General features: G+C 46.9%; 15 protein-coding genes and 1 pseudogene. 9 read left to right on the top strand and 7 right to left on the bottom strand.

Translation table 11 applies throughout. The annotated features are described in order from the left end of the window. Positions 1-281: 281 nt before the first annotated feature. The 5 genes from AC1HDP_RS15160 to AC1HDP_RS15140 are packed head-to-tail and all read left to right on the top strand — an operon-like array spanning position 282 to position 3,385. Positions 282-680 (top strand): type IV pilin protein, encoded by a 399-nt coding sequence (locus AC1HDP_RS15160; RefSeq protein WP_479639382.1) that lies wholly within the window; start codon positions 282-284, stop codon positions 678-680. A gap of 20 nt (positions 681-700) precedes the next feature. Beyond that, positions 701-1,165 (top strand): GspH/FimT family pseudopilin, encoded by a 465-nt coding sequence (locus tag AC1HDP_RS15155; protein WP_479639381.1) that lies wholly within the window; start codon positions 701-703, stop codon positions 1,163-1,165. Further along, entirely contained in the window at positions 1,162-1,599 is a 438-nt protein-coding gene (gene pilV / locus AC1HDP_RS15150) for a type IV pilus modification protein PilV (RefSeq protein ID WP_479639380.1), read from the top strand. Before AC1HDP_RS15155 ends, pilV begins: the two co-directional genes overlap by 4 nt. Further along, entirely contained in the window at positions 1,596-2,135 is a 540-nt protein-coding gene (locus AC1HDP_RS15145) for a PilW family protein (protein ID WP_479639379.1), read from the top strand. Before pilV ends, AC1HDP_RS15145 begins: the two co-directional genes overlap by 4 nt. Before the next feature lie 47 nt (positions 2,136-2,182). After that, positions 2,183-3,385 (top strand): pilus assembly PilX family protein, encoded by a 1,203-nt coding sequence (locus AC1HDP_RS15140; RefSeq protein WP_479639378.1) that lies wholly within the window; start codon positions 2,183-2,185, stop codon positions 3,383-3,385. Positions 3,386-4,138: 753 nt separating this feature from the next. On the opposite strand, the gene udp is transcribed toward AC1HDP_RS15140, so the two are convergent. After that, a complete protein-coding gene (udp, locus tag AC1HDP_RS15135) occupies positions 4,139-4,897 on the bottom strand; it encodes a uridine phosphorylase (RefSeq protein WP_140930680.1) in 759 nt (252 codons plus the stop codon). A 262-nt stretch (positions 4,898-5,159) separates the two neighbouring features. Here udp and AC1HDP_RS15130 point away from each other — a divergent pair, with 262 nt between their 5' ends. Continuing rightward, positions 5,160-5,375, top strand: a complete 216-nt coding sequence (locus tag AC1HDP_RS15130) for an HP1242/YdcH family protein (protein ID WP_140930678.1) — start codon at positions 5,160-5,162, stop codon at positions 5,373-5,375. A 51-nt stretch (positions 5,376-5,426) separates the two neighbouring features. Here AC1HDP_RS15130 and AC1HDP_RS15125 read toward each other — a convergent pair whose 3' ends face one another. Continuing rightward, positions 5,427-5,891: a hypothetical protein gene (locus AC1HDP_RS15125; protein ID WP_479639377.1), complete on the bottom strand. Its 465-nt coding sequence runs from the start codon at positions 5,889-5,891 to the stop codon at positions 5,427-5,429. Positions 5,892-6,100: 209 nt separating this feature from the next. On the opposite strand from AC1HDP_RS15125, the pseudogene AC1HDP_RS15120 reads away from it, so the two are divergent. Beyond that, positions 6,101-6,826: pseudogene (locus tag AC1HDP_RS15120) on the top strand (mechanosensitive ion channel family protein). A gap of 200 nt (positions 6,827-7,026) precedes the next feature. Here AC1HDP_RS15120 and AC1HDP_RS15115 read toward each other — a convergent pair. Continuing rightward, complete coding sequence (locus tag AC1HDP_RS15115; protein WP_479639376.1) at positions 7,027-7,479, bottom strand: GNAT family N-acetyltransferase; 453 nt, start codon at positions 7,477-7,479, stop codon at positions 7,027-7,029. A gap of 168 nt (positions 7,480-7,647) precedes the next feature. Between AC1HDP_RS15115 and AC1HDP_RS15110 the strand changes: the two genes are divergently transcribed. After that, entirely contained in the window at positions 7,648-8,565 is a 918-nt protein-coding gene (locus AC1HDP_RS15110; protein WP_479639375.1) for a hypothetical protein, read from the top strand. On the opposite strand, the gene AC1HDP_RS15105 is transcribed toward AC1HDP_RS15110, so the two are convergent. From AC1HDP_RS15105 to AC1HDP_RS15090, 4 genes are all read right to left on the bottom strand, one after another. Continuing rightward, positions 8,535-9,095 carry an NnrU family protein gene (locus AC1HDP_RS15105; RefSeq protein WP_479639374.1) on the bottom strand — a complete coding sequence of 187 codons (561 nt, stop codon included), beginning with the start codon at positions 9,093-9,095 and terminating at the stop codon, positions 8,535-8,537. The genes AC1HDP_RS15110 and AC1HDP_RS15105 overlap by 31 nt on opposite strands. Before the next feature lie 179 nt (positions 9,096-9,274). Then, entirely contained in the window at positions 9,275-10,570 is a 1,296-nt protein-coding gene (locus tag AC1HDP_RS15100; protein WP_479639373.1) for an SO_0444 family Cu/Zn efflux transporter, read from the bottom strand. 1 nt (position 10,571) lies between these two features. Continuing rightward, positions 10,572-11,042: a Zn(2+)-responsive transcriptional regulator gene (gene zntR, locus AC1HDP_RS15095; protein WP_479639372.1), complete on the bottom strand. Its 471-nt coding sequence runs from the start codon at positions 11,040-11,042 to the stop codon at positions 10,572-10,574. A gap of 123 nt (positions 11,043-11,165) precedes the next feature. After that, the gene (locus AC1HDP_RS15090) at positions 11,166-11,333 is read right to left on the bottom strand and encodes a hypothetical protein (protein ID WP_479639371.1); all 168 of its coding nucleotides are present in this window, start codon (positions 11,331-11,333) and stop codon (positions 11,166-11,168) included. 16 nt (positions 11,334-11,349) lie between these two features. Between AC1HDP_RS15090 and purH the strand changes: the two genes are divergently transcribed. Beyond that, a complete protein-coding gene (gene purH, locus AC1HDP_RS15085) occupies positions 11,350-12,939 on the top strand; it encodes a bifunctional phosphoribosylaminoimidazolecarboxamide formyltransferase/IMP cyclohydrolase (RefSeq protein WP_479639370.1) in 1,590 nt (529 codons plus the stop codon). The last annotated feature ends 32 nt before the right edge of the window (positions 12,940-12,971 follow it).

The raw sequence follows: 12,971 nt of genomic DNA, 5'->3' as shown, positions 1-12,971 counted from the left end.
CTTATCAACAGCAACAAGCACGGCATCAACAAGCAGGCCGAAAATGCCTGACTACAAAACAATCATACCCTTAGCACTATATGGCACAAGCCTAGCTATTACTACTTAGGTGAAAGGCTTGCAAAAAACTAGCGCAATGAGAAACGCACCAATGGGTTACTAACTTTGATTCAGCTACCTGCCATAGTGAACTTCTTAGAGAGAGATCCCACTATCACGGTTGAGAACATCTCAAAAATAGGGTATGTTATTGTTTTGTAATGAATTGCAAAGTTGTTGTTATGCATAAAAATTCAAACAAAACGAGCAGCCGTGGCTTTACCTTGATAGAGCTGATGATCACAGTTGCCATCATAGCGATATTGGCAAGTATTGCGCTGCCCTCTTATCAGGAACATGTACTCAAGACCCGCAGGACAGATGCTCATGATGCACTCATCAATGCGGCTCAACGTCTCGAACGTCAGTACACCTCAACCAACACTTATATTGGCAGCGCCATAGCCAAAGATGTTGAGTTTGCTTCTCCAGGCGGATTTTACGGCGTCAAGGCCACAGTGCTAAATGCTGGAACCTATACCTTAAGCGCCATCGCCAAATCACCACAAGATAAAGACACAACTTGCAGCACTATGACAATGACGCACACAGGAGCGCAAACCCCTACGACTTGTTGGTAACCATGATAAAGGAGCGAGTAATGAATCAGGCATACTCGGCCTGTCAGCGGGGATTTACCTTGGTAGAACTCATGGTGACGGTCGCCATCATAGGGATTGTAGCCGCCATCGGCGCGCCCTCTTTTGCGGATATGATCCGAGATAACACTGCGCGCAGTCAGGCCAACCAACTGCTGGCCACTATGCATTATGCCCGCTCTGAAGCTATCAAGCGTCAGGCAACCGTCGAGGTTACCATCAGCGGTGTTAAGGGCTGGAAGGCCGAGGTAAAAACCGGTACCACAGTGCTTAAAGAGATAGATAACACCACCACAGGCACCACTGTCAGTGCCGTCAAACTCGGTTTCGATTTACGCGGACGACGCAGCGCCGGCTCACCCAATTGTATCGATATCACCTACGGTGGTTATCAGCGCCAACTGCAGGCAGGGATCGGCGGCACCCTCAAGCTAGTTAGCGGCAGTTGTCAGGGCAGGTCTGTATGAAGATGTTCATGCACAAGCAAAAACGCCAACAAGGTTTTTCACTGATTGAGGTGTTAATTACCGCCGTTATCGTCGCCTTCGGGGTGCTAGGCATGGCCGCGCTGCAACTCAAAACACTACAAATCAGCCATTCTGCCTACCAGCGCAGCATTGCCAGCGCGATCGCCATGGATGCCGTTGAACGTCTGTGGGGTAATATGGCCATGGACGCCCCGCTCACATCAGATAAATTACAACAAGACTGGTTAGCCCACTGGCAACAAACAGCCACAAACCAAACCTTGCCGGGGTTAAACCTGAGTCTTATCAACACACCTAGCACTAATACCTATGTCATTACCGTCAGCTGGGGCGAGGCTCGTTTCGGCGCCAATGATGCGGCATCGCAGTTTAGCTACTCTGTCGATCTATACCCAAGTATCGGAGGCCTATGATGCATACTCCCGTGACATTCGTCCAAACAAGACAAGCCGGACTATCACTGATTGAATTAATGATCAGCCTCTCACTGGGGTTGGTTGTGATGTTGGGCGCCGCGCAAATTTTTGTCAGTGCCAACTTGGCCTATAGCGAAACTCAGCGTTTTGCTCAGCTGCAAGGGGATATCTCTCTCACCAGCGATTTGCTGGCCGCAGATGTACAGGCGGCAACATCGGTAAGCCAGGTCGATGACGCCAACGGCAACAGCATACTTACGCTCACTGTTGGAGCGCAGAATGTAGTCTACACCTTAGCCTCCGGCGTATTAACCCGCACTGTAGGCGGCGTTGCCGAAGCTATTTCCGAGCAAATTGCCAGTTTCAAAGGCCAATGCATAGCCAAAGATATGGGGCATTCTTGCGCTAGTCCTTTGATGGTGCGACTCGCGCTAGGCATAAATTCAACGAACGGCAGTGATAATCGTATTCACTTGCTCGAATTTAACGTCGCTGTACGTAACAACGTCTTGGCGGTTAAATTTTCCAGTTAATTCCATGAATCAATCACTTTCATGGATTGCACAATAAAGGGAATTGTATGCAATACAAACAACAAGGCGCAGTACTAGCCATAGGGCTAGTTTTTTTACTGGTGCTTACTTTAGTCGGGGTTGCAGGCTCAAGCCAATCTCTTCTCGGTGAGCGTCTGGCCAGTAATGAAAAACAAGTAGCTGAGGCCTTTATGGCCGCAGAGACAGGCCTAGTCAATGCCGTGACCTGGCTTGATAATCCACTCAACGCCGCCAGTTGGGGCAAATCGGACGATTGCCTAACGGCTATAAATGCGAGTAAAAATACCGCTAGCATGGCCAGACTGTCGCCAACTGACAGCACCAGTAAAGTCACCGCCAGTTGGCAAATTACTAGCCTGCAATTTGCGGATAACAATGCCACTATCGTTAGCTGCGGCAACATCGCCGACTCAGGCGTTAATCGCTGCTTAACCATTACTTATGCCAAAGGGTCTGGTGGTGGTAACTTAGCCGCGATGAACATCATAGGTAACATCAAAAAATTCGATACCGCTAACAGCAACAATTTTCAAGTAGTCGGTGCTAGCGGTGGGCCAGCTATCGCAACCAACTCGGCTGACAACGTGAACATGATAGTCACCGACATCAAAGATAAGGGACGCTTAGACAACTATGTAGGCGGCATTGAGGAGGTCAAGTTCGACGATCCCTTTGGTGATCCAGAAAAAATGGCGCAATACATAGCTGCTATTAAAGCTGAGTGGACCGCCATGGATGCGTCAAATCCTAAGAAGGGTGTTGCTCCCAGTAACATGGGAACAGAACAGAAACCAAAAATAACCTACCACCAAGGCGACCTGAGCCTAAAAGGTAAAAATACCGGCGCTGGTATCTTAGTCGTGGCGGGTAATTTAACTATCTCGGGAAATATCCTCGATTACGAGGGCATGATTATCGTTACAGGGAAATCCTTCCAGATGAACGGCGGGGGTAATCGTGATATTAAGGGCGCAATAGTGTTCGCCAATCCGGTCCAGTCTAGCAGCGGTGAGTGGTCCTTTGGTGAAGCAGATGCGAGCTTTGACTTTACAATCAATGGTGGTGGTAATGCGACCATCACCTATGATGCCGATGCTCTTAAGAAGGCCAGAGATTTACTGAGCGACAACAACATTGCCAAGGACATGTGGCAAATTGATGATTCTGGCTCAGGCGGCACCGCCAGCAAGGGCAAGGTAATGAACTGGGATACACATAGCAAAATCTAATCAATCCAACGGATAGCATTGCCCCTAAAAAACGCATTGGGGGCAATGCCTGCTGACTCAATGCGGGATGCCATGTAATCAGCCTAATGTAATTAATACCGCCCCTCTTAGATGAGCTCGCACCACAGCTTTTCGTAACAAGCACAGAAAAATGCCTGACGACAAAACAATCCACCCTAGCATCTTAGGCACAAGCCTAGCGCTTACTACTTTGGTGAATGGCTAAAGAAAATACCTATTGCAATTAGAGGCATACCATAAATGAGGAGTCTGATTTAATCGTATTTAACAGAAAACTTTCTAGCCAAGAAGAGTTAAGTGTGCTTTTTTATCACAAAAATAATTATGAAAGTCTGTTACTTATTGTTAAGTAAGGGACTACTCTCGTCGAAAATATCTTAGATTGCTTTTAAATTCATTGAATCAATATCTAGCACCTAACGGAGTTAATGTTTTGAGAGTTAGCCTATCTAGATAAATTCGAAGGAGCGAATGTAGTAATGAAAAAATTTGATCTCAACACACCGACTAGATGATTCAGGGCAAAAATCAGCGAAGAAAGATGGTTTTTGGGTTAGGTTGTTTGGTAATCCGTCTAAATAATGGAGCAATACCTAACCAACCGTTACACATGTTCTATTAAATAAATCACCAAGCTAGCTCATTTAAGCCAATAAAAAAACGCCTGTAATGGCGTTTTTTTTATGCTAGCAGCTGACTAAATTAGTCAGCGCGGCTCTCTTGCTAAGTCAATTATGCTAGCAGCTTACGCGCGGCATCGACGACGATACCAACCGCATGAGATTCGGTTTTTTTCATGCTGGCTTCGTCAGGAATTTCTTGCTGAGTGCGGTTAACGATAACGCCCGCAACGCAGGCAGCGCGCCAGCCTTGTGAGGCACACATGGTAAATAAGGTCGCTGACTCCATCTCGTAGTTCAGTACGCCCATTTCTTGCCATTCTTGCATTGAGCCTTTAAAACGGCGCGTTACGCGGCCGCTTACGGTATCGTAGCGCTCTTGGCCTGGGTAGAAGGTATCTGATGAAGCCGTAATGCCCACATGCGGCTCAACACCGGCATCACGACACGCCGCCACCATAGCGGTAGTACAAGTAAAATCAGCCACCGCTGGGAATTCCATCGGCGCAAAATGCAAGCTAGCACCATCTAAACGCACTGACGCTTGCGTCACAATCACATCGCCCACATTCACATGCGGCTGAATGGCGCCTGTGGTACCAACGCGCAAGAAGGTAGTCACGCCCAATTGGGCTAATTCTTCAACGGCAATTGACGTTGATGGGCCACCGATACCCGTTGAGCACACGACGACGGCTTTGCCGTTCAAATAGCCAAGATAACTGGTGTACTCTCTGTGGCTTGCAAGAAACACTGGGTTTTCCATAGTTTCTGCAATGCGTTTTACTCTTTCTGGATCGCCTGGCACGATAGCTAAACTCGCACCATCTAACATTTGCTTAGTCAAACCTAGATGAAATACATCAGCCATGTTGAAAGCCTCTTACCGTTATGAAGGAAAATTCCAATATCTTACACATTAGCTAAGATAACACATCTTAAAAGTTAGCATCATCACAAAACTGAATTCAGCGATTGGTGATATTGCCCACAAAAATCCAAGCCAAACTATTAACCGCTACGCAGCAAAATGATAACAACGCGAAACAAAACTATGATCCAGATCACTGAAACCTATGTTTAGCGAGCGTAGTGTAATGCTTAACAACCCAGTAAATAGATAGGAAGTGACTATGTTTCCACAATATCGAGAGTTAATTTCTGAACTTAAAGTGAGCAATCATCATTTTCAGCGCATTTTTGATGAGCATAATCAACTCGATCATGAGATCAATAATATTGAAAAGCATCCGGCTGAATTTGCTGAAGAATTAAGTGCGAAGAAGCTGCGTAAATTAGCGTTAAAAGAAGAATTACTGGTTATACTTAAGCAGCATGAAACCGCTTAAAAAAGCCCTTGATGAGGCACCATTAACGCCATGGTTAATGGTGCCTTGTCATTAGAGTTTGACGCTTTGCACGATAGCATCACTGCTATCGACAAACTGAATGTCAGTCACTACTAAGTTGTTAAGGGTGATAATGGTGGCTTTATCTTTTTCGGCTGGGAAATCGGTAGTTTGCTGGCCTTCTCTATCAAGCGCGACCGTATAGGCTAATTCCTGCATCCGCGGAATGGCCACAAACTTAGCAATTAAACCTGGCATACCGCTAATATCCGCCACATATAGCACTTGATTCGATTTGGCTATTTCAGGGGATTGCTCAAATGCTGCTTGGATCAACTCGCCGCCTTTCATGCCGCGACTAAATAACACATAGCGACTTTCGCTTGAGATCTGTTGCACTTGTTCATGCTGATCTAACAAACTGGTGGCAACCACTGTACTTCCTTGGCTTAATTCAGCGGCCATAGCCCACTGACTCACGCACAATAAACTTAAGGCACAAATCCGCTTTAACATAGCTAAATTCCTTTGAGAGCATCGACAGCTAAACATACCTTACTCCCATGAGTTCACCATTAAAGCTGGCCTAAAAACGCGACTAAGATCACTTAACATTTGTGTTAACATCACAGTAAAACGTAAACACAGCCAATTACATAGGAGCTAGCATGGCAAAGGATCAGCTAGAGCAGGAATTGGCACAACTGCAAGGTGTGTAACAATACATCAATGAGTTTTTAGTGCGCTACAGTTTTCAACTGATAGGCGCTGGTATCATTTTCTTATTGGGGCTGTGGCTGGCTAACAAGCTCGCCAAATTGATTACCCGTCAATTTTAAAAACATAAGATAGATGTCACCTTAGGCAATTTTGTCAGCAACCTAGTGCGCATTATTGTGATTGTGATGGTGGTCATAATAGTTATGGGTAAGCTTGGTATTAGCATTACCCCTATGGTGGCGGCGATTGGTGCGGCCTCATTAGGCGCCTGCCTTGCGATTCAAGGCATGCTGTCAAATTACGCGGCCGGTGTCACTTTAATAGTCACGCGCCCCTTTATAATAGGTAACACCATAGAAATTAAAAGCATTAACGGCATAGTGAAGGATATTCGCCTCGGCGCCACTATTCTGATTAATGAAGATGGCGAGCAAATCAGTATCCCCAACAAGATGATTATTGGCGATGTACTGCATAACTCATTTGATTATCGCTTGGTAGAAAGCCAATTTACTGTGAGCGTCGAGCATGATGTCGAAGCTGTGATTGCGCTACTAAACGCCAGTTTGCAGCAGTCGGAATTAGTGAGTAAACAGCCTGATTTTCAAGTGGGGATAAATAATCTCACCAATGTCGGCATAGAACTTGGCGTGCGTTATTTTGTGAAAACCAGCCATTACTATCACAGCAAATATCAGGTGAATTTAGCCTTATTGCATAGCCTCAAATAGGCCAATATTTCACTGGCCTGCCCTATTCGCAAATCCATTTACAGTCCTAACTTAGGATGATTGCGAGTAAGGGGTTGATGACGCAAGAGCTGATGATGAAAGGCTAGATGATGTTGCGCAGTGCTAGATGCTCATAGTTGAGCATCTAGCGTTTATCGCTTAATCGCTTTACCGCTTTGATTTGGGCAGCGCTTACCAGCCTAAGGCTGCAAGCGCATGTCGATATGGGGAATACCATCTTCTAAATACACTTCTGAAATCGCTTCAAAACCTATCCCTTGATAGAAAGCCAGTAAGTGATGCTGCGCGCCAATATCTACCGGTTTTCCCGGCCAAGTTTGTTGGCAATAAGCCACCGCAAGCTGCATTAACTCTTGGGCTAAACCTTTACCGCGCGAGGCCGAGGCTACGATAACGCGGCCAATGGCAGGATGCAGATAACTGGCGCCCGCAGGTAAAATACGGGCATAAGCTAAGATATCGCCAACCTCACTTTGAAACCAAACATGGCGGCTATCATCCAAGCAATCTTTACCATCAAGCTCAGGGTAAGCGCAGGCTTGCTCGACGACGAACACATCGACTCTAAGCTTTAAGATTTGATATAAGGTTTGTACTGATAAGTGCTCAAATTTTGCAATGTGCCACGCCATAGTTTGCGTCCCCAAGATTAACTATCCAATCAAGCCTACTAAATCATGGCATCTGCCATAGAATTAAAGAAAGCTTAATCGTGTCGAGATTCAATAATGACTAAGCTTACCCCTTTTTAAATCGCCAAAGCCAATTGATTGGCTCAGGACTTCAGAGGATGACGCACTATGAGTGGATTGATTCGATTACCTCTTGGACTGTTAGCACTAAGCGTTACCCTTTGCGCCGCCCCAAGTTTTGCCACTCATGATACGAAGCCAAGTTCCTACGAGTTTAAACAGTTATTAGCAGTTACTGCGTTTACCACCGATGCGGCCATCGCCAACTATCAACACGCCTTAACCAGTCAATTAGCCCAATTTGGTGAGTTGCAAGGAAAGCTCACCCTCACAGATTCTGGCCCGATTAATTTTTACGATACCAAGGGTTGCCGGTTAAAATCTCAAGGCTTGTTGCTGCGCCATCGCCAACATAAACAGCAAGAGCAGCTCACCTTAAAACTAAGAGGGCTCAGTCCGCAATCTGTTAGCCATTCAAGCCTGATGGCAAGCGGCGAACTACAAGCCGATGTGCTTGCGACCCCAAGCATACATACCATATATAGCGCCACTCAATCGCAGCTCAATAACGCTATTCCTGCCAACCTCAATCAGTTGCAGCAGCAGTTTCCAGCATTAGCGCGCATGGCCCAGTTTCAAACCTTAGCGTCACAAACTTTGGCGTCGCAAACCTTAGGTGAGCAAGCGCTATACCCCTTAAGTCACACTGACTTACAGCAAGCGGTGTTTAGTGGTGTCAGCCTTAAACTTGGCGAGCATAAGCTTAAATTTAGCCTCACCTTGTGGCGCGATAAGGCGCAATCATCCCCGCTATTGGCTGAAATTTCATTTGCTATCAATAACAAACATAATGAGCTGGATACCCAGTCACTGCAAACAGCCTATCTTGTGCTAGATAAAATCTCGGCCATGCAAGACTGGCGCTATGCTGCCAACAGCACCAAAACCCAGTGGCTGTATGAACATGCGGGCAACTTGTGTGACAGTGAGCCTACTCAATTAGCGACGCTAACCCCTGCAAAATAAGGGTGTAAGAATACAGTGACGGCAAAAAGCACAATGGAAATCGTAAGCCCGCGGATTTCCCTAAGCCACGAACCTGGCGCTTTGGGGGCGTAGTCACCATCGCGGCGATTAATTAATAGGATTTCAATGAGTGCCCACAGACCAAGCCCTGCAAATAACACCAACGCGCGGCTATCGCCATTGGCTAATAAATGCGCGCCAGCCCAAATAATGACGGCACTTAACATAGGGTGGCGAATAACGCATCGCAGGCGAGAGGGATACATGGACGTGCCAAACACAATAAATGCCAGCAGCATTAAGAGTGCGGTTAAGTGCGGCGCCCATGAAAAATACCAGTAAACACTTGGCGTACTTGAGCGCCAGCCTATGATAATACAGGCTAAACCTAGGATGATTAAACTCGCAAACATCGCTTTAAAGCGCTTAGCCCCGAGCGACTGCTTTAGGCCTTGAGTTATATTAGGCGCGGCGGCGAGGGATAAATGCACGCCAGCCCATATCAGCACGCCCACTATTAGTAATTCCATAATTTGTCCTGAGTTAGCCTTAAGTTATCCCTAACTGACCACAACCAAGCGAGCAACTCAAGCTTAATTTCTAGCCAACAAAAAAGCGCCTCTCAAAAGGCGCTTTTAGTCTTGTAGCTAGCAAACATCAAACCGCGGTTTTACACCAAGTCGCGGGCTAACGCTTTACATCCTGAGGCTTACGAGCAGCAATCTTTATGCTTATTGGCAAATGGCAGCTTTTGCCATAAAACCCGCAGCATTAAGAAGCCCAATAACAAGCCGCTGCTGGCAACTATCCACTCAGGCAACAGCTGGTGATGTTCACCAATTTGTGGCATTACTTGGATGTTAAATCGCTCAACCACATAGTTAACGACTAAGCCTGCGACAAAAGCCACGCCAAGCACGCCAGTGAGGTACGCATATAACGCGCGCTTTCCGAGCTCTTTAATCACTACCCCTAAGGTTGCGATATTTGTGGCTGGGCCTGCCAACATAAACACTAATACCGCGCCAGGAGATAAACCTGCGAGTAACAAACCTGCGGCGATAGGAGTTGATGCGGTGGCGCAAATATACATAGGCACAGACACTAACATCATGACTAGCATGGCAAGTACGCCATCGCCCCATTTCAGTAAGAAGTCAGCTGGAACATAGGTTTGTACTAAGGCCGCAAAGAATAGACCCACTAATAACCATACTGTGGTATCGCGCACTAAGTCGGTTGCCGCAAAGACTAAACCTTTAATGGCTTTATCAAACACAGATAAATTGTCTGGCAAGCCATCGGCCGCCGTCGTACTACAGCAACTTGATGCCGCATTAGTTTGCTTATCTTGTTGATGAGCATGTGCGTGCGACGCAGGCTTAGTAGCACTGCAGCTATCGCTAACAGTGTGCGCTTTAGGCGCCGCGCTCTGGCAGCAAGACGATACGCTTTCAACCTTAGGAGCCACTGTTTGACAGCAACTGGATACGGCTTTGATTGGCTCAACCAATAAACTGGCGCAGGCTGGGGCAGGAGTAAATGACATAGCCGCCGCTTTTACTGCTGGTTTATCTGATGCCGCCTGCTTAACGGCAGGTTCGCCATCATCTTCATCGCGGCCAACCAATAAACCCGCCACAATAGCGCTGATCACGGCAACTATCGGCCGCACTATCGCCATAAATGGGCCGAGCAGCACATAAGACACGCTCACAGAATCCACCCCCGTTTCTGGGGTAGACACTAAAAATGACGTAGTGGCCGCTTTTGAGGCCCCAGCGCGGCGTAAACCTACGGCCGCAGGAATCACTCCGCACGAGCATAACGGCAGCGGCGCACCTAATAACGCGGCTTTAACTGTGGCTTTTAAACCGTGACCGCCAAGCTGCTTGTGCATCCAGCTCATAGGCACAAAGACGCTTAATAAACCGGCCAAAAACAAGCCAAGTAATAGCCAAGGGGCTGATTCTAAAAAGAGGTGTAAGAAGTTTTCTAATAGCATATTAACTGTCCTTGCCAGCTATGGGGGGAGTCTGGCAACAATGGCCATGAATTTCAGGTTTAATTTCGCCAGTAGCAGATTCCAGCGCTTCCAGAATCGAGCAACATTCAGCGCTTTCAGGACCACCGCAACAAGAATCTGATAAGCGTTTTAACGAATCACGAAACTTTTGCAGCTCGGCAATTTTGGCAACCACTTGAGTGAGTTTACTGTCTACCAGCGCCTTAACGTCAACGCATTGCCAATTGGCTTTATCTAGCTCAATTGACAGCAACTCGTTGATTTCAGATAAGGTGAATCCCACAGCTTTGGCGCGCAAAATAAACTTTAAGCGCTCAGCGTCCTTGTCGGTATAAAAACGATAGCCAGAGTCAGAGCGCACGCTTGGGGTTAACAACCCATGTTTTTCATAAAATCTCAGTGTGTCGGTTTTGATTTGGCATTCACTCGCCAATTCGCCAATCTTATACATGTCTCAATCCACACCTGTAGCAACTTAAGGCGAGTATAAACCTTGGAGTTAGATACAAGGTCAAGCCTCTTCTGATTTTTTATCTGTTCGCTTAGCAATATTGTGAAATTACACATAAAAACCCTAAGCCTTAGGCTCTTGATATAAAATACGCGCCACAGAGACTAGGGCGCGATCTTCGGGCACAAACTCAGGGCGCTTTTGCAACACCATCAAGGTCAGTGGTGTTGCAAAAGAACCTTGAAGCTCACTGCAACACAGTGAATAACTCCTCCATAAAGCTAATAACACTGGACCCTGTACCCAAATGACGACTCATAGACCTATTCGCCGCGCGCTACTTAGCGTTTCTGACAAAACTGGTATTCTTGAATTCGCAAAAGCACTGCATGCGCAAGGTGTTGAATTACTTTCTACTGGCGGTACTGCCCGCTTACTGGCCGACAATGGCATTCCTGTGATTGAAGTGTCTGATTACACAGGTCATCCTGAAATTATGGATGGTCGCGTTAAAACCCTGCACCCGAAAGTGCATGGCGGCATTTTGGCGCGCCGCGGTATTGATGAGCAAGTGATGGCACAAAACCACATTCAAGCCATCGACTTAGTCGCCGTTAACTTATATCCCTTTGCTGAAACTGTGGCGAAAGCCGGTTGCACCTTGGCCGATGCCATAGAGAACATCGACATTGGCGGCCCAACTATGGTGCGCTCAACCGCGAAAAACCATAAAGACACTACCATAGTGGTAAACGCTCATGACTATGATCGCGTGATTGCAGAAATGCAGGCCAACCAAGGTAGCACCACCTTAGCAACCCGTTTTGATTTAGCCATTGCCGCCTTTGAACACACGGCCGCTTACGATGGCATGATAGCCAACTATTTTGGCACTATGGTGCCAGCCCATAGCCAAGATGAGTGCTTAGCGGATTCTAAGTTCCCACGCACTTTCAATACCCAATTAATCAAAAAACAAGATTTGCGTTATGGCGAAAACAGCCATCAAACCGCCGCTTTCTATGTGGATACTAAGATTGACGAAGCATCGGTGGCAACCGCCGTGCAACTGCAAGGCAAGGCATTGTCGTATAACAATATCGCCGATACTGATGCTGCCCTTGAGTGCGTTAAAGAATTCTCAGAGCCAGCCTGCGTTATCGTTAAACACGCCAACCCGTGCGGCGTAGCATTAGGTGAAGACTTACTTGAAGCCTATAACCGCGCTTATAAAACTGACCCAACCTCAGCCTTTGGCGGCATTATCGCCTTTAACCGTGAGTTAGATGCAGCCACTGCCAGCGCTATTGTTGAGCGTCAGTTTGTTGAAGTGATTATTGCCCCAAGCGTTAGCCAAGCCGCCCGTGATGTAGTGGCTGCTAAAGCCAATGTGCGTTTATTAAAATGCGGTCAATGGCAGTCAGCCACTCAAGGCTTAGATTACAAGCGCGTCAATGGTGGCTTACTGGTGCAAGACAGAGATCAAGGCCATATCGGCTTAGATGATATTAAGATAGTGTCAAAGCGCCAACCAACCGCTAGCGAATTAAAAGACTTACTCTTTTGCTGGAAAGTGGCCAAGTTCGTTAAATCTAACGCCATAGTTTATGCCAAAGATGGCATGACCATAGGCGTGGGCGCAGGCCAAATGAGCCGCGTATACAGCGCTAAAATCGCTGGCATTAAAGCGGCCGATGAAGGGCTAGAAGTGGTGAACTCAGTCATGGCATCCGATGCCTTCTTTCCATTTCGTGATGGTATAGATGCAGCAGCCGCCGCTGGCATTAGCTGCATTATCCAGCCAGGTGGCTCAATGCGCGATAACGAGATTATTGCCGCTGCCGATGAGCATGGTATGGCTATGGTGTTTACCGGAATGCGTCATTTCCGTCACTAACACAGCGCTTAATCTACATCTTCGACCCTAGT

It is taken from the genome of Shewanella sp. ISS20 (genome assembly GCF_056522965.1).
This window is presented reverse-complemented; position numbering and strand designations above follow the sequence as displayed.